The organism is Streptomyces sp. NRRL F-4489, from assembly GCF_001509485.1.
Taxonomy (GTDB): Bacteria; Actinomycetota; Actinomycetes; order Streptomycetales; family Streptomycetaceae; genus Streptomyces.
Genome location: NZ_LLZI01000222.1, coordinates 44019 through 64692, shown reverse-complemented (window position 1 = coordinate 64692; position 20674 = coordinate 44019). Strand labels below are relative to the sequence as shown.

The following is a 20674-nucleotide window of genomic DNA, read 5'->3' as shown; positions in this document are numbered from 1 at the left end:
GAAGTCGTGGCGGCGGGTGGTGAGGGTGGCGACGGCGGTGGTGCCGGAGTTGTCGCGGGCGGCGAGCAGGACGCCGTCGCGGACGGGGTGCAGGGCGAGGACGCCGTAGCCGCGGGCGTCCAGGCCGGGGCGTTCGTCGTGCCAGGTCCCGCGGTCGGGGTCCAGGCGGTAGAGCAGCGGGCGGGCGGACGGGGCCGCGCGGAAGGCGAGCAGGATCGAACCGTCCGGCCGGGCCAGCGCGGTGGGCGGGTCGGCCGGGGTGGGCAGGCCGGTGGGGCGGAGGGCGAACGGGCCGCCGGGGTGGTCCTGCTGCCAGTGGTGGACGGTGGTGTGCCCGGCGCCGAAGAGGTGGACCCGGCCCCGGCTGTCGGTGGCGGCGGACAGGCCCTCCTGGACCTCGGCCGCTTCCAGGGCCGTCCAGTCGTCCCAGCCGCCGTCGGCGCGCCGCCGCCGGGCCGCGGGGGACTTGGCCCAGTCGCGGGCGAACAGCCAGGTCGTACCGTCCCCGCCGCGCGCCACGACGGGACCGCCGACCCGGCGGCCGCGGTCCGGGTCCCGGTCGGGCGTGCCGAGCGAGGACCACGGCGCGAACGCGGCGCCGGGGCGCGGCTGTTCGGTCATCACGATCTCGCGGCGGTTCTCGCGCGCGGCGGGGCCGAGGGCCGCGATGCGGGCGGCGAAGAGCTGCCAGCGGCCGTCGCCGGTCAGGACGGCGCGCAGACCGGGCAGCAGGCCGTTGCCGCCCAGGGACTTGGGGGCCGACCAGGTGCCGCTCGCCCGCGCGGTCTCCTGCCAGGAGACGGCCTGTCCGGCCAGGACGGCGAACGCGGCCAGCCGGCCGTCCGGGCCCGGCTGGGCCTGCGGCGCGGCGGTGGGGTAGCGCAGGGTGGTGCGCTGGAGCCAGCCGGTGCGGTACGAGCGGTCCCGGCCGACGTCGTAGTCGCCGCAGCCGGCCGAGAAGTCGCAGGTGCCCGGCGCGCCGCCGTACGCGTTGAGCACGTCGGCCTTGGCGCGGACGAGGGCGTCCGGGAGGGCGTCCGGCCAGCGTTCGTTGTAGTAGCCGCGGTAGGCGGTGACGGCGTGCAGGCGGCCGTTCCCGGGGCCCTGGTAGCGGGCCAGCGCGGCGAAGGTGAAGAGCGCGGTGGCGGTGTGGTCGGGGTGGTCGGAGTAGCCGCGCTGGTCGTGGTGGAGCCGGTGCAGCCGGTCGTGGACCTGCATGTCCGGATCGGGGTCCATGGTCCGTACGAGCGTGGGGCGGTAGCGCTGGAGGAGCTGGGTCAGCGCGTCGATCAGCCCGGCCCGGGTCACCGGCTGGGCGGTGCGGACCGGGGAGCCGGTGCTGACGAGGGTGGCGGTGGCCATCGCCGGATCCGCCCACAGGTCCCGCAGACCGCGCTTGCGGCCGTGCCCGGTGCCGTAGTGCTGCCGTACGCCGAGGAAGACGAGCTGGACGCCGGGGTGCCCGGCCAGGGTGTCCACCTCGACGGTCAGCCCGCCGGGCAGGGTGGACGCGGCCACGTCCCAGCGGGCGTGCGGGTCGCCGGTCGCCATCAGCGCGTACGCCTGGCGCAGGCCCTGGCGGCGGGCGCCCGCGTAGGCGGCGAGGTCGGGCTTCGGACGGGGCTGCCCGGGCACCTTGTTGACGCCGCCGGTCTCGCCGCAGGTGACGTAGACGCTGACGATCTGGTCGTTGTCCCCGAGGGTCTGCTGGACCTCGGGGTTCATGAAGTACAGGTCGTCGTCGGGGTGGGCGAGGATCTGCAGGACCCGGCTGCCGTTCCGGCCGTCGTCGGCGGCGGCCACCCCGCCGCGGCCGGCCGGCAGGGAGGCCGTCCACGGTGCGCCGCTGCACCCCGCCGCGGTGAGCGCGACGAGGCCGGCGACGAGGCTGCGGCGGGTGGGCTGTGGGCGCACGGGGGCTCTCTTGTGGGTGTCAGGAGGGGAGTTCGTAGCGGCTGGGCACCGGGAAGTACGCCTCCAGGAACGGCCGCAGCAGCGCCGTGCTCCGCTCCATGTCGTCCTCCGTGGAGAGGGTGTCGTTGAGGCAGAACACCCCCTTGTCGCGCTTGAGCAGCAGCCGGTCCAGGCGGTTGGCGGTGTTGGGGTGCGCGACGTCGAGGTAGATGTACTCGACCTCGCCGGGCAGCGCCCGCCGGGTGTGGAACGCGTAGTAGTGGTACAGCGACGAGGGGATGGAGATGTCGGTGCCGCTGCGGAAGCGCTGGGCGGCGGTCGCGCGGTGCTGCTCGGCGAACTCCCGCTCGATCTCGGCCAGGACGCTCCGGCTCAGCGCGTGCGGGACGTGGCGCATCTTGCTGACCGGGGTGGTGCCGAAGCGCTCCTGTATGAGGGCGCGGTTGTTCTTGCCGGCGATGGAGACCGGTACGTCGTCCGGGGACGGCGGGCCGAGCGGGACGAGCGCGGGGGAGGGGAAGAACTTCGTCAGGCCGTTGGCGAGGAAGAAGTCCCGCGGGGAGCGCTCGGAGCCGAGGAAGACGTCGTCGTTGAAGTAGAGGAAGTGCTCCGAGAGGCCATCGATGTGGTGCAGTTGGCTCTCGATGGCATGCGAGTTGAAAGTGGGCAGCAGCGCGGGGTCGGCGAAGATCTCGCGGTGGCTGACGACCTTGATGCCGGGCTGGGAGGTGTCCAGCCAGGCCGGGGTCTGGTCGTCGGTGACGAGGTAGATGGTGCGCACCCAGGGGGCGTACATGGCCAGCGACCGCAGGGAGTACCGCAGTTCGTCGTGGTTGGCGTAGCGCGCCGCGTTGGCCGCTTCCTCGTGGTAGGCGGTGCCGGAGAACTCCGCGCGGCGCCGCTGCCACGCCGGGTCGGCGCCGTCCACCCAGGTGTAGACGACGTCGATGGGGAAGGTGATGTCCTGCGGTACGGCCGTGGTGAATTCCTCACGGGTGCGCACGGTCAGGGCGGAGGACTCGCGGGTGCCGTCGGGCGCGGTGAAGGTGGTGGCCGGGACACGGATGCCGGGACCGCCGGCGGGCACGGAGTCGGTGATGGCGTTGCGCCGGGGGGCGGTCAGCCGGTCGCCCTCGCGCGGCCAGAACTCGATGACGCAGCCGTGCTCCGGGCCGAGGACGAGGCGGTGGCCGGGGTCGGTGCGGTACCAGAACAGGCACAGGGACGCGGCCTTGGCGTAGCGCTGCCAGGCGGCCGGGCGGTAGGCGGGGGTGACCCGGCCGCCCTCCTGGCCCCGCGGGCCGAAGTACACCGGGAGCGTGCGGCACAGGTCGGCGAGGGCGCTGAGCGCGTGTCTTCGGTCCTCGGCGGCGACGGCGACCCGGGTGCCGTCCGATTCCTGGCCGCGGACGCAGAAGTAGTCGATACCGGCGTGCTCCAGGGCCGCGGTGACCGCGCCCAGATTGGCGCGCCGGGCCGCCTCGGGGGAGAGCCGCTCCTCGACGCAGGCGATCCGCGGCCGGCCGTCGACGGAGAGCACGACGCCCTGCGACGCCTGGACCAGGACGCGGTGCTGCGCGGCGAGGCCGGCGGTGCCCAGCCGCTGCACGCTGTGGCCGACCGCGGCGGCGCTGACCATCCGCTTGACGTTCCGCCGCATCTCGGGGGAGTAACGACTGGCTATCGCCCGGCGCACACTCTTGGGCAAGACCTTGCGGTAGACGGCGACCACCGGTGAGGCTTCGGTGTTGACGCCACCGTCGCCACCAGGTATCGCACCGACCGCCCGCGGCCTGCGCTCGACTCCGCTTGCCGCAGCACCCTGCTCCGCGGGCCGTGCGCTCTCCATCTGCTTCATTTCGTCCTGAATCCCCCGGTCCCAGGAGGGCGGAAGGCCCTCTCTCCACGGAAATTTACCGGGACACTACCTTTAGTATGAAATGTAAATGAACACCGGGTTCTTCTTGTCCGATCGCCGCATAAGAGGGCGAACACGGCGAGAAGGATGCGCGGGGCGCTGGTGATTCACGTCACATGTGTGGGGTTAATCCGTCGAATTTTTGGCCGATGCCCCGCCCTTGCTCGACACTGAGCGCCGGCTACCGGGCCAGGAGGAGAGATGACGAAGCGCCATGAGTGAAGCCCTGCTGTCCCACGCGGTGGCCGCGGTCAAGCGGGCCCGCCGCACCGCGGGCCGCGTCCGCCGCCGGGTGGAGCAGATCAACACCGTGCCGGCGCTCAGCGCCCGCGCCCGCCCGCTGCCGGCCCTGCGCCCGGCGCACCTCTCCGTCCTCTCCGGACGCACCCTCAACGTCGCGGTGGCCTGGCCCCGCGCCGCCGCCGGCGTCACCGCCGCCCGCCTCGTCCTGGAGCGCCGGGGCCGGCAGCAGAGCGTCCCCCTGGAACAGGAGCCGCAGCCGGACGGCACCCTCCTGCTCACCGCCACCGCGCCGCTGCGCCACACCCGCTACGACGACGCCGGCCTGTCCGGCCCCCGGCTCGACGGCGGGCTGTGGCGGATGACCGTCGCGGTCACCGACGCCCGCGGCCGCACCACCCGGTGCGGGATCGCCTCCCCCGACGCCCCGGCCGGGGACGGCCCGACGCTGCCCAGCCCGCCCAGCACGACCAGCGGCGCCACGTTCCGGCCCGTGCGGTCCGTCGACGGCCACGCCATGCTCAAGGTGACCGGGCCGCGCGAGCACGCCGAACTCCTCGGCTTCGACCTGCACTGGGACCGCGTCACCGTGCACGGCCGGCTGCTCGCCGCCGCCGGGCCGGCCGCCGAGTACACCGCCGAGGCGGTCCGCCGCGGCTCCGCCACCGCCGTGCCCGCCACCCCCGTCTGGGACGGCGACCGCTTCACCTTCGACGTGCCGCTGGCCGCCATGGCCCGCGGCGCCCGGGCCCAGCGCATGTGGGACGTCCAGCTGCGCCGCGGCCGGACCCGGCTCAAGCTCGCCCGCCGGCTGACCGACGTCCGCCGCCCCAAGAAGGTCTTCCGGACGCCCTTCCGGACCATCGCCACCGAGGACGGCACGCTGCTGCGCGTGCACGCCCACCTCTCCGCGGCCGGCACCTTCGCGGTCAGCTGCGCTCCGTTCACCACCTCCGAGGAAACCGCCTGATGAAGATCACGTTCCTGCTCACCTGGGGCGACGAGATGGGTGGCACCGAGATGGCCACCTACACCCAGGCGGCACATCTGGCGCCGCGCCACGAGGTCGAGGTCCTCAGCGTCCTCAAGACCCGGGACGAACCGTTCTTCACCGCCGGCCGCGCCATCCCCCGCCGCTACCTCGTCGACCGCACCGGCCCCTACGGCCGCCCGGTGCGCGAGAGCGGCCTGGACGAGCAGGCGTGCCGGACGCTCGCCTCCCTGCCCAGCGAACTGATCAAGCCGGCCTGGGAGTCCACCTTCGACCGGCTCACCGACATCGAGATGGCCGCCGCGCTGGGCTCCCTGGACACCGACGTCCTGGTCACCACCACCCCCGCGCTGATGGCCGCCGCGGCCGAGCTGGTGCCCGCCCGCGTCGTCACCGTCCACCAGGAGCACCGCGCCTCCCAGCTGCGCGACGTCTCCGGTGAACCGCTGCTGGTCTACGCGCCCCGGTTCGACGCCCTGGTCTCCCTGACCGAGCGCACCAACGACTGGTTCGCCGACTCGCTGGGCGCCGCCGCCCCCGAGCTGGCCGTCGTCCCCAACGCCGTGCCCAGCGGCTTCCGCCCGCGCTCCGACCTCGACGGCAAGACCATCGTGCTGGCCGCCCGGATGACGCCGGAGAAGCAACTCGACCACGCCATCGAGGCGTTCGCCTCCCTCGCCGACCAGCACCCCGACTGGACGATGCGGATCTTCGGCGACGGACCGCAGGAGGTCCGGCTGCGCCGTATGATCGACGGCCTCGCGCTGCACGACCGGGTCCAACTCCTCGGCCGCTCCTCCGACATGGAGCACGAGTGGGCCAAGGCCGGGCTCGCCCTGCTGCCGTCCCGCAACGAGGCGTTCCCGCTGGTCCTGCTGGAGGTCTTCGCCGCCGGCGTCCCGGTCATCGCGTACGACATCGTCACCGGCCCCGCCGAGATCATCCGGCACGGCGTGGACGGCCTGCTCGTCCCGGCCGGCGACAAGGACTCGCTCGCCGTCGCCATGGACAAGCTGATGTCCGACGACGAGACCCGGCGCGCGTACGGCAAGGCCGCGCGCGAGGGCGTCCACGAGCGGTTCGGCGCCGAGAAGATCACCGGGCAGTGGGAGGAGCTGTTCGCCCGCCTGGTGGCGCGCCGCGACGACCCGCGCCGGCTCGCCGACCGCGCCGACCGCGTGGCCCGCCGGATCGCCGCCGGCGGCAGCCGCAGCTTCAACGTCGCCGCGCCGATCAGCGTGCTGTCCGGCTCCGCCGACGAGCAGAAGGCCCGCGAGGTCCTGCTCCAGGCCCAGGACCGCACCGGGTCCCTGGTCCGCTCGGCCGGCCGGCTCGCCGAGGTGCGCGACGACGTCCTCGCCCCGCGCATGGCCGAATGGAACCTGGAGCTGGCCACCGACGCCCTGACGGCCCATCAGATCCCGTATGTGCTGCTCCGCGACGGCGGTACGTCCTACCGCGTCGCCGTCGAGGTCGAGCGCCGCCCGCAGGTCCTGGAGGCGCTGGCCGCCGAACTCCACGGCAAGCCCGTCTACGCCGAGCTGATCACCCCGCGCGGCGCCGCGCCCGGCGCGGTGCTCGCCGAACGGCTGCGGGACGCCGGCGACGTGGCCGGCCTGCGCGTCTTCAAGCCGCTGACCACCGAGGGCCGCACCCTGCGCTACGGCCCCGCGTTCGGCTGCACGGTCGAGTTCTGGGCGGAGAACGGCCCGGACGAGGAGCAGCCGGGCTGGCGCGCCGCCCCCCGCGGCTCCACCCTCCTCGGCCCGCGCCTGCCCTCCCTGGAGCCGGACGCCACCCTGCGCGTGGGCGACCGCGACTACCCCACCAAGGCCGGCTTCGCCGACACCCTGATGTGGGACGTCACCTTCCCCATCGACGTCGTCTACACCTGGGTCGACGACACCGACCCGGAGTGGCGCAAGCGCCGCGACGCCGCCAAGCGCGCCGCGGGCCTGTCCGACGGCGGCGCGGACAGCGGCGACGTCCGCTTCCGCAACCGCGACGAACTGCGGTACTCCCTGCGGTCGCTGGCCATGTACGCCCCCTGGGTCCGCACCATCTACCTCGTCACCGACGACCAGACGCCCGCCTGGCTGGACACCTCCCAGCCCGGCATCAAGGTCGTCAGCCACCGCGAGATCTTCGGCGACCCGGAGCTGCTGCCGACCTTCAACTCGCACGCCATCGAGAGCCAGCTGCACCGCATCGAGGGCCTGTCGGAGCACTTCCTCTACTTCAACGACGACGTGTTCCTCGGCCGCCCGCTCACCCCGCAGTCGTTCTTCGACAGCAACGGCACGGCGCACTTCTTCCGCTCGCCGACCGCCGTCCCGCCCAGTGAGCTGTCCGAGGACGACGAGGGCTACTTCGCCGCGGCGAAGAACAACCGCACCCTGCTCCAGCGGGAGTTCGGCCGCACCGCCACGCACGGCTTCCTGCACGCCCCGCACCCGCTGCGGCGCAGCGTCCTGGCCGAGCTCGCGGAGAAGTTCCCCGCGGAGATCACCGCCACCGCCGCCAGCCGCTTCCGGGCGACCACCGACCTGTCGGTCGCCTCGTCCCTGCACCACCACTACGGCTACCTGACGGGGCGCTCCACCCCGGGCAGCATCTCCTGCTCGTTCGTCAACGCGGGCAACTACGCGCACCACACCCGGCTCAGCCGGATGCTGGCCAGCCGCAGCCACAGCGTCTTCTGCATAGGCGAGTCGGCGGACGCCGAGGTGCCCGCCGATGAGCAGGACCGCGTGCTGCGCGCCTTCCTCGGCGCGTACTTCCCGGTCCGCTCGCCCTTCGAACGCGGCTGACCCCCCGGCCGGTACGCCGCTTCCCCGGCGTACCGGCCGCCCCGCACAACCCTTCGCACGCCCGGTCGGTGACACGGCCGGGCGTGTCCCGTCGCGCAGCTCATCGTTCTCATCACACAAACAGATCTCCCTTTCACCGAGGAGCTTTTGATGCGACGAGTTCTGACGGCAGTGGGCATGGCCGCGGCCGCGATGGCGCTGGGACCGGCTGCCGCAGCCCACGCCGCCGACGGACCGAAGATCCCCGACCCGGCCGGGCTGACCGACGTGGACCCGGGCAGCGCCCTGGGCGGCGCGGTGCCGGGCGCCGCGCAGCAGGCGACGCAGGTCGCGGGCGCCGTCGAGGGCAAGGCCGCCGGCGAGGTGGTGCCCGCGGCGGGCACCGCGCTCGGCCGGGCCGCGCAGAAGGCGGCGCCGCCGGCGGCGGAGACCGTGGGCGCGGCTGCCGGTACGGTCGGCACCGGGGCCGGCGCGGCCGGGGAAGCGCTCGGCGGCACCGCGGCGGCGGCGAACGGCGGCGGCGCGCTGCTCGGCGGACTGCCGGCCAAGGGGCTGCCGGCCGGCCAGCTGTCGACGGACGCCCTGCCGACCCAGGGCGTGTCCGGTGCGCTGCCGGCCAAGGGGCTGACCACCGCGCTCCCCGCCAACGGGCTGTCCACGGAGGCGGTGCCCGCCAAGGGCCTGCTGTCCTGATTTTTTGCGCGCTTTCGCCGGCGGCCCCGTTCCGCCCCCGCCTGCTCAGGGGGTTGGAGGGGGCCGCTGCCGTGTGCGGCGGGATGCCGAGGGTCCCGCCGGGCGCGGCCTAGAGGCCGGCCCGGCGTTTGCGGGCGGCGGTCAGGCGCCGGCCGCCCAGCACCACGCCGCCGACGAGGATCACGGCACCGGCCGCGTAGCCGATCCCCTTCAGCAGCCGCAGCCACCAGGGGCCGGCGCCGAGCGGGCCGCTGTCGTCGGTGACGAAGTCGATCCGGCCGGGCCGGGTGTAGGGCGAGTCGTAGCCGCCGGATTCACCGGAACCGCCGGAGCTGTGGCTTCCGGATCCGCCCGAGGTGTGGCTGCCGGAGTGGCCCGAGCTGTGGCCGCCCGAGTGGCCAGAGGATCCGCCGCGCCCGGCGGCGGCGATCGCGGACTCGGTGTGCGGCGCGGTGTGCGCGGCGGTGCCCGCGGCCGGTACGAGCAGCGCGGCGAGCAGGACGGTGGCGGCGGCGAGGCGCATGGCGGACCCCCTCGGTGACGGGCGTCGCAGGATACGCCACGAGCCGCGCGGCCCGGCGGGCAGTACTCTCGTGCTTTCCCGGGCAGTCGCACAAGGGGGCGCCGCGGTGCTGAAGCACTACTACCGGCTGGTGTATTGGAAGAGACGGATCGCGCGGGCGCTGGGGCTGCGCCGCGCGCCGGGGACGGCGGCGGGCGCGGGGCCGCGCGGGGCGTACCGCGGGCCCGGCCGGCGGACCCCCGGGCGGGTGCGCCAACTCGCCGTCCGCGCCCGGCCGTTGCTGCTGTTCCTGGTGCTGGTGCTGATCGCGGTGGTGGCGTCGGCGCTGCTCGGGTGGCGGGACGACACCTTCGGGGCGGGCCCGCGGGAGGGCGGGGTGACCGTCGGACCGGTCGGCGGCGCGGCGCACGGCGGGAGCGTGGCGCCGTGCGAGCCGGGGGACCGGGAGTGCGCGGTCCCGGCGGCCGGCTGACGCGCCGCCGGGCCGGGCCGCGGGCGACCGCGCACCGGCCCGCGCCACCGGCCGCGCACTACAGGGCCCGTAACCCCCGCCTCAGCCATCCGCCTCCGTGATCCGCGCGGCCGTCCCGCTGACGTGCGAACGCGGGTCGCCGGCGCGCAGGTCGACGGTCAGCAGCCCCGGGCGGCCGAGGTCGTGGCCCTGGTGGAGGGTGAGCGAGGCCGGGGCGGTGACCAGGCCGAGCGCGCGGGCGTACCCGCCGAACGCGGCGGCCGCGGCTCCCGTCGCCGGGTCCTCCACCACCCCGCCCACCGGGAACGGGTCCCGGACGTGGAAGACCGTCCCGCTCTCCCGCCACACCAGCTGAAGGGTCGTCAGGTCCAGTCGCCGCATCAGCGCGGCCAGCCGGTCGAAGTCGTAGTCGAGCTTGGCCAGGCGCTCGCGGGTGGCGGCGCCGAGCACCAGATGGCGGGCGCCGGCGTAGGCGATCCGGGGCGGCAGGGCCGGGTCCAGATCGGCGGCGGGCCAGTCCAGGGCGGCCAGTGCCTCGTCCAGATCGGCCGGGTCGATCGTCTCGACGCGCGGTTCGACGCTGGTCAGCGTGGCCCGCAGGGCGCCGTCCTCCCGGGCGACGGTCACCGGGACCGTCCCGGCCTGCGTGGCGAAGACCAGGTCGCCGGGGCCGTGGCGCTCGGCGAGGGCGACCGCGGTGGCGATCGTGGCGTGGCCGCAGAAGGGCACCTCGGCCAGCGGGCTGAAATACCGGACGGTGAACGCCCGGCCGGGCTCGCCCAGTCCCTCCGGCGGCGGGGTGAGGAACGCCGTCTCGGAATAGCCCAGTTCGGCCGCGATGGCGAGCTGCGCGGCGTCGTCCAGACCGGTCGCGTCCAGGACCACACCGGCGGGATTGCCGCCCCGGGGGTCGGCGGAGAACGCGGTGTAGCGGAGGATCTCGGGCGTGCGGGTGGCGCCCTCGGCGGCGGTGTCGAGTGTCATGGCCGGGAGAACCACCGGCCGCCGCCCGGCTATTCCCGGGCGGCGGGGAAATGATCAAAAGTGCTTCAGCCCCGGCCGATGTACGGCATGGCGGTCGCCATCACGGTGGCGAACTGGACGTTGGCCTCCAAGGGGAGCGCCGCCATGTGCACGACCGTACGGGCCACGTCGGCCGCGTCCATCACCGGTTCCGCCTCGACCCGGCCGCTGGCCTGGAGGACGCCCTTCTGCATCCGGCCGGTCATCTCGGTGGCGGCGTTGCCGATGTCGATCTGGCCGCAGGCGATGCGGTACGGACGGCCGTCCAGGGACAGGGACTTGGTGAGCCCGGTCATCGCGTGCTTGGTGGCGGTGTACGCGATCGAGTGCGGCCGGGGGACGTGCGCGGAGATGGAGCCGTTGTTGATGATCCGGCCGCCCTGCGGGTCCTGCTCCTTCATCGTCCGGAACGCCGCCCGCGCGCACAGGAAGGCGCCGTTGAGGTTGACGTCGACCACCGCCCGCCAGTCCTCGTACGCCAGCTCCTCGACGGGGACCGGCGGGCCGAACGCGCCGGCGTTGTTGAAGAGCAGGTCCAGCCGGCCGAAGCGGTCGCGGACCGCGGCGAAGAGGGCGTCCACCTGCTCGGGGCGGGTGACATCGGTGGGCACCGGCAGCACGGCGGGGCCCTCGGCGCCCGTGTGGCCGACCTGGCGGGCGGTCTCCTCCAGGGCCTCGGCGCGCCGGCCGGCCAGGACCACCGTCCAGTTGGCGGCGGCCAGCGCCAGCGCGACCGCCCGCCCGATCCCCGAGCCCGCGCCGGTCACGAGCGCCACCTTCCGGCCCGCCGGGCCGCCGCCCCGGGCCTCCTGGGGCGCCGGGGCGGTGCGCGGGGTGTGCCCGCCCCGGGCGGCGGGCGCCGGCAGCGTCGGCCGGTTCGCGGTCGCCGTCCCGCCCACCTGCCCGGCCCGTGCCTCCGGCGCCGGCTGTGCCGTCCCTGCCCGCTCTGTGTTCTGTGCCATGGCGGCAGCGTAACGGCGTACGGGAGCGGAGCCGGGCGCGCACCGGGCGGGGCGGCCGGCGGCCGCGCGGCGGGCGGGAGTTGGCGGGGCGGGGCGGCCCGGCGGGGCCCGGGTCGTAGGCCGTCCCCGGACCGCCCGTGACCTGCGGGCGTACGACCAAGGACCGAGGCCGGACGGCCCCGCGCGGTGACCGGGCCATGCCACCATGGGATGCCGCCATCACCGACCCCTGGAGACGCTCATGACAGAGTCCGGCGCCGCCGCGGAGACCCGGGACGAACCGGGCCGGCCCGCCATATCCGGGCGGGACGCCGCCGGCCCCGCCGCGGCCGCCACCGGCTCCCGCCGCACCAGCCTCCTCGTCACCCTCGTCCTCGGCGGCCTCACCGCGGTCCCGCCGCTCTCCATGGACATGTACCTGCCGGCCCTGCCGCAGGTCACCGCCGCCCTGCACAGCCCCGCCGCCACCGTGCAGCTCACCCTCACCACCTGCCTGGCCGGGATGGCCCTGGGCCAGATGGTGGTGGGCCCGATGAGCGACAAGTGGGGGCGCCGCCGCCCGCTGCTCACCGGCATGGTGATCTACGTCCTGGCCACCGCCCTGTGCGCGGTCGCCACCAACGCCGAGGTCCTCATCGCCTTCCGGCTCCTCCAGGGCCTGGCGGGCGCGGCCGGCATCGTCATCGCGCGGGCGGTCGTCCGGGACCTCTACGACGGTGTGGCCATGGCCCGCTTCTTCGCGACCCTGATGCTGATCTCCGGGGTGGCGCCGGTGGTCGCGCCGCTGATCGGCGGCCAGATCCTGCGGATCACCGACTGGCGCGGCGTGTTCGTCGTGCTGACCGTCGTCGGCCTGCTGCTCACCGGCCTGGTGTGGCGGCGGCTGCACGAGACCCTGCCGCCCGCCCGCCGGCAGCCCGGCGGCCTCGGCCCGGCCCTGCGCACCATGCGCGACCTCCTCGCCGACCGGGTCTTCTCCGGCTACCTCCTGGTCGGCGCGTTCGCCTTCGCCGCGCTGTTCGCCTACATCTCCGCCTCGCCGTTCGTCGTCCAGGAGATCTACGGCGCCTCCCCGCAGACCTTCAGCCTGCTCTTCGGCCTGAACTCCATCGGCCTGGTCCTGGTCGGGCAGGTCAACGGCAAACTGCTGGTCGGCCGGGTCGCCCTGGACAAGGTGCTGGGCGCCGGCCTGGTGCTCGTCGCGCTGGCCGCGGCGGCGCTGCTGCTGATGTCGTCCGGGGTCTTCGGCACGACCGGGCTGGTGCCGGTCGCCGCCGGGCTGTTCGTCCTGATGTCCGCGATGGGCCTGGTCATGCCGAGCACCAACACCCTGGCGCTGCTGCGCACCCCGCACGCGGCCGGCTCCGCCTCCGCGCTGCTGGGCACCTCCACCTTCCTGCTCGGCGCGGTGGCCTCCCCGCTGGTCGGCATCGCGGGCGAGCGGACGGCCGTCCCGATGGCCGTCGTCCAGCTCTCCTGCGCCGTTCTGGCGCTCGTGAGCTTCCTCGGACTGTGCCGGCCGTGGCAGCGTAAGGAGGAGCACACCGGCGGCGGGAGGACGGCACTCTGAACGCGACGGGACTACGGCCCGGCACACCGGCCGCGGCGGGACTGGACCCCGCCTGGATCGGCCGGCTGGTCAGCGGTGTCCGGGCGCTCCCGGAGGGCCGCCGTCCCTGGTGCGCGGGCGCGGTGGTACTGGCCGGCCGGGGCCCGGTCGTCGCCGCGGAGGCCGCGGCCGGCTGGGCGGTCCGCTACCGCGCCTACGACCCCGCCCGCGACCGGGGCGTGGACCTGCCCCGCGACCGCTGGGAGCCGATGCGGGTCGGCACGGTCTTCGACCTCGCCTCGGTCAGCAAGCTCTTCACCGCGCTGGCCGCCGTCCAGCAGGCCGAGCGCGGCCGGCTCGACCTGGACGCCCCGGCCGCCGCCCACCTGCCCGCCTTCGCCCCCGCGATCACCGTCCGCGATCTGCTCCGGCACACCTCCGGCCTCGCCCCCGAGCTGCCCTTCTACGAGCGTCCGGACCGCGCCGGGCAGCTGGCGCTGCTGCGGGCCGAGGCGGCCGCCCCGACCGGCGGCCCGCACGGCGCGTACCGCTACTCCGACCTCAACCTCATCGCCCTCCAGCTGATCCTGGAACGGCTCACCGGCCGCCGCCTGGACGCCCTGGTCCGCGACGGCGTCACCGGCCCGCTGGGCATGGCGAGCACCGCGTACGGCCCGCTGGCGCCGCAGGGCGTGGCCGCCACCGAGGACCAGCGGCGGCCGTGGGCGAAGGCGGACCGGGGGATGCTGCGCGGTGAGGTCCACGACGAGAACGCCTGGGCGCTGGGCGGCGTCGCCGGGCACGCGGGCCTGTTCTCCACCGCCCAGGACCTCGCCGTGCTGTGCCGGACGCTGCTCAACGGCGGCGCGTACGGCCGCGTCCGGATCCTCGAACCGGCGTCGGTGGCCGCGCTGCTGGACCCGCCCGGGCTCGGATTCGCCGTGGACCAGCGGTATTTCATGGGGGAGCTGGCCGGCCGGGGCGCGGCCGGGCACGCCGGCTTCACCGGCACCAGCCTGGTCCTGGACCGCGCCACCGACACCTTCCTGGTGCTGCTCGCCACCACCGTCCACCCGGTGCGCCGGGACGGCGGCAGCGCGCCGCGGGCGGCGGCCGCGACCTGCCTGGCCCGCGCGGTGGCCGCCGCCTGACCGCCGCCCGACCGCCCGGCCCGGGCCCGCGCGGCGCCCCGTAAACTGTCCGGAATGCACGACGAACTGCGCGCCGCCCTGGCCGGCCTGCTCGACGGCCTGCCGCCCAAGCAGGCCGCGCAGGCCGTCGAGCGGCTGATCGCCAACTACCGGGGCCGCACCCCGACCGACGCGCCCGTCCTCCGCGACCGCGGCGACGTCGCGGCGTACGCGGCCTACCGGATGCCGGCCACCTTCGAGGCGGTACGGGCCGCGCTGACCGCGTTCGCCGCCCGGGTCCCCGACTGGTCCCCGGCCACCCACCTCGACATCGGCGGCGGCACCGGCGCGGCCACCTGGGCCACCGCCGCCACCTGGGACGGCCCGCGCAGCACCGTCCTGGACTGGGCGCAGCCCGCCCTCGACCTCGGCCGCGAACTGGCCGCCGAGACCCTGCCGGACACCATCTGGCGCCGCCAGGCCATCGGAGCGGACCTCACCGTCCCCGAGGGCACCGACCTCGTCACGATCTCGTACGTGCTCGGCGAGCTGCGGCCGGAGGACCGCCGCGCGGTGGTCGCCGCCGCGGCCGCCGCCGAGGCCGTCGTGGTGATCGAACCGGGCACCCCGGAGGGCTATCTGCGGATCCGCGAGGCCCGCGAGCAACTGGCCGCCGCCGGACTGCGGATCGCCGCCCCCTGCCCGCACGGCGCCGCCTGCCCGATCGTCCCCGGCGAGGACTGGTGCCACTTCTCCGCCCGGGTCAGCCGCTCCTCGCTGCACCGCCAGGTCAAGGGCGGCTCGCTGGCGTACGAGGACGAGAAGTTCAGCTATGTCGCGGCCACCCGCCGCCCGGCCGCGCCGGCCGCCGCCCGGGTCGTCCGCAAACCGCAGATCCGCAAGGGGCAGGTGCTGCTGGACCTGTGCACCGCGGACGAGGGGCTGCGGCGCGACACCGTCACCAAGCGGCACGGCACGGCCTACCGCGCGGCCCGCGACGCGGCCTGGGGCGACGCCTGGCCGGAGTGACCGCGAGCCCGGCGGCCTGATCGCCGGCCGCCGGGCACTCCGTCACGTCCCGCTGCTCCGCTCCCGCATCTTGCGCAGCAGCTCCCGCCGCTGCTCCTGGGGGTCGCCGGCGCCCGGCGCGCCCCGCCCGCGGCCGTTCGCGCCGCCGCGCAGCGCACCCCGCGACAGCTTGCTCCGGGTGCCGCCGACGCCCAGCATCCCGCCCGCATTGCCCTTGCTCATGGCCTCTCCCTCTCTCCGCGACCGGTGGACGACCGCGCGGGCCCCGGCACACAACCCAGGCCCGCGGGCCTGAACGAGACGAACCGTCTCGCTCATTCGCCGCCATCCTGCACCGAGACGTTCCGTCTCGTCAAGACGATACGTCTCGCCTCCCGCTGACTAGACTCCTCGCCATGCCGAACAAAACCGCCCCCGACGCCACCCGCCGCAGCGAACGCTCCCGGCGCGCCATCCTCGACGCCGCCCTCACCCTCGTCGGCGAGGTCGGCTACGAGAAACTGACCATCGAGGGCATCGCCGCCCGCGCCGGCGTCGGCAAGCAGACCATCTACCGCTGGTGGCCCTCCAAGGCCGCCGTCCTCCTGGACGCCTTCCTCGCCGTCACCGAGGAGTACGACCGGCAGGGGATCCCGGACACCGGCGATATCGCCGCCGACCTCAAGACCGTCCTGCGCGCCACCGCCGACGAGTTCAACGACGCCGCCTGGCAGGCCCCCTACCGCGCCCTCGCGGCGGCCGGTGCCAACGACGAGGAGCTGTCCCGCACCTTCGTCGACCGCCTCATGGAGCCGGGTACCCGCCTCTACACCGAGCGGCTGCGCGCCGCCCAGGAAACCGGCGAGCTGGACCCCGGCATCGACGTCCGGATCGCCACCGAGATGCTGCTGAGTCCCTTCTCACAGCGCTGGCTGATGCGCACCGGGGAACTGACCCACGAGTACGTCGACACCCTCGTCGACCAGGTACTCAGCGGTCTGCGCCCGCGCGCCTGAGCCGGGGCGGCGGGGCGGCGATGGCGTGAAATGCCCCCCTTCGCCCGCCGCGCGTTCACCCCGGATCCGCACACCGGTCACCTGGCGCCCGCGATGGTGGCAGCATTGACCCCAGACCACCGCTCGAAGTGAGGGGATTGATGGAACGCAAGAGCAGGTTCTCCCAGTGGCTGCGCCGGCCGAGGAGCGGATCGGGCGGCGATACGGACACGGGATCAGCGGCCGGTCGCGGCCGTGCGGACCTGCTGATGGCGGCGGTGGACGCGGGCTTCCCGGTCGCCCCCGCCGCCCACCCCTCCGGCTACGGCTGCTCCTGCGAACGCATCGGCTGTCCCACCCCCGGCCGCCACCCCATCTCCTTCGGCTGGCAGACCGTCGCCACCACCGACCGCGACAAGGTCGCCGCCTGGGTCCGCACCCTCCCGCAGGCCAACTTCATCACCGCCACCGGTATGGCCCACGACGTCCTCGACGTCCCCGTGGAGGCCGGCCACCGCGCCCTCGCCCGGCTGGACGCGGCCGGTACGGACGTCGGCCCGGTCAGCCTCAGCGGCGCCGGCTTCGGCGACGGCCGGATGCTCTTCTTCACCGCCACCCGCGGTACGCCCGACGACGAGGACGAGTGGTGGCCCTGCGAGCTGGACTGCCATCCGGAGACCCTCGACGAGCACCCCGGCTTCCGCTGGCACTGCCGCGGCAGCTACGTCCTCCTGCCGCCGTCCGCCCTCCCCGGTGACCAGCCCGCGGTCAGCTGGCTGCGCGGCCCCGAGCTCGCGCTGCCCGACCCGCTGACGCTGCTGGAGACGCTCACCGACGCCTGCGCCGAGGTCATCGACCGCGAGGCGGAGCACGAGACGGCGGCCTGGCCGATCGGGCGCTGACGGAGCCGGGGCCGGGCCCGTGGGGTGACGGGCCCGGCCGGTGGGCTGCAACGCCTTCTGGGCTACAGCGCCTTCGCCGACGTCTTGGCCTCGATGCGGTCCAGTACGGTGATCTTGCCGCCGGTGCTCTTCGCCGGGACGATGACCGCCTGGCCCGACACGGTCGTGAACGCCATCCGGCTGGCCTTCGCCGCCGGGCCCTCCACGATCCCGCGCAGCTCCGGCGGCACGGTGATCGTCAGGCCCTTGGACACCGTCTTCTGCTGGTGGTAGACGGTCGAGAAGAACACCAGCGCCCCGCCGTCCGCGGTCCGCAGCGCCACCGGCGGCAGCTCGGACGCCTGGTCCTGCCACAGGATCCGCGCGCCCGGCTGGTTGGCCTGGCCGGCCCGCCAGGCGCGCAGCTTGTCGGTCTCCGGGCCGGGCGCGAACGCGTCGCCCTTACCGGTGTTGAGGTAGTCCGCGTACGCCTCGCTCAGCTTGCCCGGATCGACCGTCAGCCCCGACGAGCCGTCCACCGGCACCGCCTCGGCGTAGCCGCCGGTGATCTTCAGCTCGGGCGCCTTGTTCTGCGGGAACGTCGCCAGATACACCGCCCGCCACTTCTCGCGCAGGCTGTCCCGGCTGAAGACCAGGTACCAGCGGATGTTCCGGCCGTCGCGCCCCTTGCGGTTGGAGAGCCCGTCCGCGACGAAGAACCGCGGCCAGCCCTTCTGCTTGGGCACGGTGAAGTGGGTGTCGGTGAACGCCAGCGGGGCGAAGCCCGGGTTCCCGTCCGGGCGGAGGCCGTGCGCGGCCTTGATCTCCGCCTGGTTGATGGCCAGCAGCGCGCCCCCCTCGTACGAGGGGTTGACCGACGGGTCGAGCGTGCGGTTCGACTTGTTGAAGCCCTCGGTGAAGTGCTGGAGCGCCTTGGCGGCAGAGGTCTTCGACACCGCCGGCAGGATCTCGCGCTCGCCGTGCACCGTCATGCAGCCGCTCAGTATCACCAGCGCGGCGGCTGCCGACACAAGCGTTGCGGGCACCCGGAACGGCGACCTGCGTGTCATGGGGCTCGGGCTCCTTCGGGGCGGCCGGGGTGGGGGCGTGATTTCGGCCGCAACCATACCGGGTGGGGGGTGCTGCCCACGTGGGGGCGGGGGTTTGTTGTGATTCCGCCGGACCCTGTCGGGTGGTGGTTGCTCGCCGTGCCGGCGGTTGGGTTTGTTTGTGGCCGCCCCATGTTGTTTTGTGTCGCGCCGTGGTTGGTTGCGGTGGCCGCGCCTACGCGGGGTGGGTGGGGGGCGGAGGGGCTGCCCCGGACCCCGTCCTCGGTGCGGGCGCATCTGGTACGTGCGATGACGAATACCCCGCGGTTCGCTCCAGATCCTGCGGGCGGGGTCCGGGACATCCCCTCCGCCCCGGCCCGGTTGGCGGCTGGCCCGCCGTCTCGGCCGGGGTCCGGTTGTCTACGTGGTCTCGTCCCCACGGGTGCATGGGTCGTCCGCTGTCGCGGAAACGGGTCGTCGCCCCAACTGCCCATTTTGTGGGGGAGGTTGGTGAGGTGTTCGGTGCGGGTGGTCGTCTCGCGGGCCAGGGGTGTGCGGCGGGGGCTATGCGGTCAGCGGGAATTCGTGGTGGAGGGCGTGGAAGACGGCGGTGTTGAGGGTGAAGGCGTGGCGGCATTCGTCCAGGACGCGGTGTTTTTCCAGGTCGTTGAGGGGGAGGGCGTCCAGGAGGGCGCGGTAGGCGCGCTTGAAGGCGGCGGGGTTGGCTATCTGCTCGAAGACGTAGAAGCGGACGCCGTCGCCCTTGCGGGCGAAGCCCCAGGTCTTCTCGGCGGTGCCGCGGATGGCCTGGCCGCCGGAGAGGTCGCCGAGGTAGCGGGTGTAGTGGTGGGCGACGTAGCCGGCCGGCCAGTCGCGGGCGCAGGCGGCGATGCGGGCGGCGTAGGCGGCGGTGGCCGGGAGCGGGGTGAGGCCGGTGCGCCAGGCGGGGCCGGAGAGGTGGGTGAGGTCGCGCTCCAGCTCGGGGGTGCGGAGCAGCTCCGGGCGGAGGAAGGGGCCGGCGACCGGGTCGGCGGCCAGGGATGCGGGGACGTCCTCCAGGGCGCGGTAGACGTACCAGAGCTGTTCCGTATAGCGGCGGTAGGCGGCGACGCCGAGCCGGCCGCCCAGGAGGTGGCTCATGAAGGGGGCGTTCTCGGCCTCGGTGTGCTGGTCGTGGGTGGCCGTGCGGAGGGCCGTGGAGAACGGCGCGGGCGGGCGGGACGCTGTCACGGCGGACCTCCGGTGGCGGGAACAGGCCAGGGCCGCCCCGCCGGGCGGCGGGGCCTGCTCGTCCTGTTCCCGACACGGTGTCGGTAAAACCTCCGCGCGGGACGTCCCGGTCAGGGGAGCGTGAGGATCTCCGCGCCGGTCTCGGTCACCACCAGGGTGTGCTCGAACTGGGCGGTCCGCTTGCGGTCCTTGGTGACCACCGTCCAGCCGTCCTCCCACATGTCGTACTCGTACGTGCCCAGCGTCAGCATCGGCTCGATGGTGAAGGTCATGCCGGGCTTGATGTCGGTGGTGTGGTGCGGGCTGTCGTAGTGCGGGACGATCAGGCCGGAGTGGAAGGAGGAGTTGATGCCGTGGCCGGTGAAGTCGCGGACGACTCCGTAGCCGAAGCGCTTGGCGTAGGACTCGATGACCCGGCCGATGATGTTGATCTGGCGGCCCGGCTTGACGGCCTTGATCGCGCGGTTGAGCGCCTCCCGGGTGCGCTCCACCAGGAGCCGGGACTCCTCGTCCACCTCGCCGCACAGGTACGTGGCGTTGTTGTCGCCGTGCACACCGTTGATGTAGGCGGTGACGTCGAGGTTCACGATGTCGCCGTCCTTGAGGACGGTGGAGTCCGGGATGCCGTGGCAGATGACCTCGTTGACCGAGGAGCACAGGGACTTGGGGAAGCCGCGGTAACCGAGCGTGGACGGGTAGGCACCGTGGTCGCACATGAACTCGTGGGCGACGCGGTCCAGTTCGTCGGTGGTCACGCCGGGCGCGATGTGCTTGGCGGCCTCTTCCATCGCCTGGGCGGCGATCCGCCCGGCGATCCGCATCTTCTCGATCGTTTCGGCGTCCTGCACCTCGGGCCCGGTGTACGGGGTGGGCGCGGCCTTGCCGACGTACTCGGGGCGCGGGATCGAGGCGGGGACGGGGCGGGTGGGGGAGATGTCTCCCGGGACAAGAAGCGACTGGCCAGACATGCCAGCGAGTGTATCCGCGGGCCGTCGGGCAGGATGGGGGCACGGAAACACCTCAGGCGGGAGGCGGCGATGGCGCTGTTCAAGCGGCGGACGGTGGGCAAGCCGGGCGAGTGGTTCTACTGCCTGAAGCATCAGACGGTCGAGGAGGGCCCCGAGTGCCGGGCCGCCGATCGTTTCGGCCCGTACGCGTCCCGGGAAGAGGCGGCGCACGCGATGGAGACCGCCCGGGAGCGGAATCTTCAGTGGGAGACCGACCCCAAGTGGCATGACATGGGGAAGGGCGGCGGCCGGGGGGCGGACGGCGGGGACGCCGGGTAG

Annotated in this window: 19 protein-coding genes; 10 read left to right on the top strand and 9 right to left on the bottom strand. The window is 74.5% G+C overall.

All coding sequences use genetic code 11. From position 1 onward, the window contains the following. A partial coding sequence (locus tag ADL22_RS17295) for a PIG-L family deacetylase (protein ID WP_066979791.1) occupies window positions 1-1914 on the bottom strand: 1914 nt, incomplete at its 3' end. A gap of 19 nt (window positions 1915-1933) precedes the next feature. After that, entirely contained in the window at window positions 1934-3763 is a 1830-nt protein-coding gene (locus tag ADL22_RS17290; RefSeq protein ID WP_079064216.1) for a stealth family protein, read from the bottom strand. A gap of 283 nt (window positions 3764-4046) precedes the next feature. Here ADL22_RS17290 and ADL22_RS17285 point away from each other — a divergent pair, with 283 nt between their 5' ends. From ADL22_RS17285 to ADL22_RS17275, 3 genes are all read left to right on the top strand, one after another. Next, on the top strand, window positions 4047-5042 hold the full coding sequence (locus ADL22_RS17285; RefSeq protein WP_066979789.1) for a hypothetical protein: 996 nt from the start codon (window positions 4047-4049) through the stop codon (window positions 5040-5042). Beyond that, a complete protein-coding gene (locus ADL22_RS17280; protein WP_066979786.1) occupies window positions 5042-7873 on the top strand; it encodes a stealth conserved region 3 domain-containing protein in 2832 nt (943 codons plus the stop codon). Before ADL22_RS17285 ends, ADL22_RS17280 begins: the two co-directional genes overlap by 1 nt. A gap of 150 nt (window positions 7874-8023) precedes the next feature. Next, window positions 8024-8566 carry a hypothetical protein gene (locus ADL22_RS17275; RefSeq protein WP_234430738.1) on the top strand — a complete coding sequence of 181 codons (543 nt, stop codon included), beginning with the start codon at window positions 8024-8026 and terminating at the stop codon, window positions 8564-8566. Window positions 8567-8675: 109 nt separating this feature from the next. On the opposite strand, the gene ADL22_RS17270 is transcribed toward ADL22_RS17275, so the two are convergent. Then, window positions 8676-9089 (bottom strand): hypothetical protein, encoded by a 414-nt coding sequence (locus ADL22_RS17270; protein WP_066979780.1) that lies wholly within the window; start codon window positions 9087-9089, stop codon window positions 8676-8678. Between the two features lie 106 nt (window positions 9090-9195). Between ADL22_RS17270 and ADL22_RS17265 the strand changes: the two genes are divergently transcribed. Beyond that, window positions 9196-9561: a hypothetical protein gene (locus ADL22_RS17265; RefSeq protein ID WP_066979778.1), complete on the top strand. Its 366-nt coding sequence runs from the start codon at window positions 9196-9198 to the stop codon at window positions 9559-9561. Window positions 9562-9642: 81 nt separating this feature from the next. Here the strand turns inward: ADL22_RS17265 and ADL22_RS17260 are convergent, their stop codons facing one another. Further along, window positions 9643-10545, bottom strand: a complete 903-nt coding sequence (locus ADL22_RS17260; protein WP_066979774.1) for a PhzF family phenazine biosynthesis protein — start codon at window positions 10543-10545, stop codon at window positions 9643-9645. A 65-nt stretch (window positions 10546-10610) separates the two neighbouring features. After that, the gene (locus ADL22_RS17255; protein ID WP_199836318.1) at window positions 10611-11546 is read right to left on the bottom strand and encodes an SDR family oxidoreductase; all 936 of its coding nucleotides are present in this window, start codon (window positions 11544-11546) and stop codon (window positions 10611-10613) included. A gap of 241 nt (window positions 11547-11787) precedes the next feature. Between ADL22_RS17255 and ADL22_RS17250 the strand changes: the two genes are divergently transcribed. From ADL22_RS17250 to ADL22_RS17240, 3 genes are read left to right on the top strand one after another with little or no spacing between them, the layout of a single operon-like run. Continuing rightward, entirely contained in the window at window positions 11788-13116 is a 1329-nt protein-coding gene (locus ADL22_RS17250; protein WP_066979771.1) for a multidrug effflux MFS transporter, read from the top strand. Window positions 13117-13157: 41 nt separating this feature from the next. Next, window positions 13158-14246 (top strand): serine hydrolase domain-containing protein, encoded by a 1089-nt coding sequence (locus ADL22_RS17245; protein WP_234430740.1) that lies wholly within the window; start codon window positions 13158-13160, stop codon window positions 14244-14246. Between the two features lie 54 nt (window positions 14247-14300). Then, complete coding sequence (locus ADL22_RS17240; protein WP_066979766.1) at window positions 14301-15254, top strand: small ribosomal subunit Rsm22 family protein; 954 nt, start codon at window positions 14301-14303, stop codon at window positions 15252-15254. A 42-nt stretch (window positions 15255-15296) separates the two neighbouring features. Here ADL22_RS17240 and ADL22_RS17235 read toward each other — a convergent pair whose 3' ends face one another. Then, window positions 15297-15476 (bottom strand): DUF6243 family protein, encoded by a 180-nt coding sequence (locus ADL22_RS17235; RefSeq protein WP_066979763.1) that lies wholly within the window; start codon window positions 15474-15476, stop codon window positions 15297-15299. Between the two features lie 173 nt (window positions 15477-15649). Here ADL22_RS17235 and ADL22_RS17230 point away from each other — a divergent pair, with 173 nt between their 5' ends. Together ADL22_RS17230 and ADL22_RS17225 are read left to right on the top strand one after the other, a co-directional pair. Beyond that, window positions 15650-16249 (top strand): TetR/AcrR family transcriptional regulator, encoded by a 600-nt coding sequence (locus ADL22_RS17230; protein ID WP_066979762.1) that lies wholly within the window; start codon window positions 15650-15652, stop codon window positions 16247-16249. 140 nt (window positions 16250-16389) lie between these two features. Next, complete coding sequence (locus ADL22_RS17225; protein WP_066979759.1) at window positions 16390-17130, top strand: bifunctional DNA primase/polymerase; 741 nt, start codon at window positions 16390-16392, stop codon at window positions 17128-17130. 62 nt (window positions 17131-17192) lie between these two features. On the opposite strand, the gene ADL22_RS17220 is transcribed toward ADL22_RS17225, so the two are convergent. The 3 genes from ADL22_RS17220 to map form a co-directional block, all read right to left on the bottom strand. Further along, window positions 17193-18179 carry a hypothetical protein gene (locus ADL22_RS17220; protein WP_234430737.1) on the bottom strand — a complete coding sequence of 329 codons (987 nt, stop codon included), beginning with the start codon at window positions 18177-18179 and terminating at the stop codon, window positions 17193-17195. Window positions 18180-18722: 543 nt separating this feature from the next. After that, window positions 18723-19388, bottom strand: coding sequence for a heme oxygenase (biliverdin-producing) (locus ADL22_RS17215; protein ID WP_079064213.1), 666 nt, complete (start codon window positions 19386-19388; stop codon window positions 18723-18725). Between the two features lie 110 nt (window positions 19389-19498). Beyond that, window positions 19499-20356 carry a type I methionyl aminopeptidase gene (gene map / locus ADL22_RS17210; RefSeq protein ID WP_066979756.1) on the bottom strand — a complete coding sequence of 286 codons (858 nt, stop codon included), beginning with the start codon at window positions 20354-20356 and terminating at the stop codon, window positions 19499-19501. A gap of 69 nt (window positions 20357-20425) precedes the next feature. Here map and ADL22_RS17205 point away from each other — a divergent pair, with 69 nt between their 5' ends. Further along, entirely contained in the window at window positions 20426-20674 is a 249-nt protein-coding gene (locus ADL22_RS17205) for a hypothetical protein (protein WP_066979754.1), read from the top strand.

What these genes read in the sequence shown, in the direction of transcription:
- ADL22_RS17290 (WP_079064216.1), bottom strand. Translation starts at nt 3,763, where the DNA reads ATGGAGAGCGCACGGCCCGCGGAGCAGGGTGCTGCGGCAAGCGGAGTC.
- ADL22_RS17285 (WP_066979789.1), top strand. Translation starts at nt 4,047, where the DNA reads ATGAGTGAAGCCCTGCTGTCCCACGCGGTGGCCGCGGTCAAGCGGGCC.
- ADL22_RS17280 (WP_066979786.1), top strand. Translation starts at nt 5,042, where the DNA reads ATGAAGATCACGTTCCTGCTCACCTGGGGCGACGAGATGGGTGGCACC.
- ADL22_RS17275 (WP_234430738.1), top strand. Translation starts at nt 8,024, where the DNA reads ATGCGACGAGTTCTGACGGCAGTGGGCATGGCCGCGGCCGCGATGGCG.
- ADL22_RS17270 (WP_066979780.1), bottom strand. Translation starts at nt 9,089, where the DNA reads ATGCGCCTCGCCGCCGCCACCGTCCTGCTCGCCGCGCTGCTCGTACCG.
- ADL22_RS17260 (WP_066979774.1), bottom strand. Translation starts at nt 10,545, where the DNA reads ATGACACTCGACACCGCCGCCGAGGGCGCCACCCGCACGCCCGAGATC.
- ADL22_RS17255 (WP_199836318.1), bottom strand. Translation starts at nt 11,546, where the DNA reads ATGGCACAGAACACAGAGCGGGCAGGGACGGCACAGCCGGCGCCGGAG.
- ADL22_RS17250 (WP_066979771.1), top strand. Translation starts at nt 11,788, where the DNA reads ATGACAGAGTCCGGCGCCGCCGCGGAGACCCGGGACGAACCGGGCCGG.
- ADL22_RS17240 (WP_066979766.1), top strand. Translation starts at nt 14,301, where the DNA reads ATGCACGACGAACTGCGCGCCGCCCTGGCCGGCCTGCTCGACGGCCTG.
- ADL22_RS17235 (WP_066979763.1), bottom strand. Translation starts at nt 15,476, where the DNA reads ATGAGCAAGGGCAATGCGGGCGGGATGCTGGGCGTCGGCGGCACCCGG.
- ADL22_RS17230 (WP_066979762.1), top strand. Translation starts at nt 15,650, where the DNA reads ATGCCGAACAAAACCGCCCCCGACGCCACCCGCCGCAGCGAACGCTCC.
- ADL22_RS17225 (WP_066979759.1), top strand. Translation starts at nt 16,390, where the DNA reads ATGGAACGCAAGAGCAGGTTCTCCCAGTGGCTGCGCCGGCCGAGGAGC.
- ADL22_RS17220 (WP_234430737.1), bottom strand. Translation starts at nt 18,179, where the DNA reads ATGACACGCAGGTCGCCGTTCCGGGTGCCCGCAACGCTTGTGTCGGCA.
- map (WP_066979756.1), bottom strand. Translation starts at nt 20,356, where the DNA reads ATGTCTGGCCAGTCGCTTCTTGTCCCGGGAGACATCTCCCCCACCCGC.
- ADL22_RS17205 (WP_066979754.1), top strand. Translation starts at nt 20,426, where the DNA reads ATGGCGCTGTTCAAGCGGCGGACGGTGGGCAAGCCGGGCGAGTGGTTC.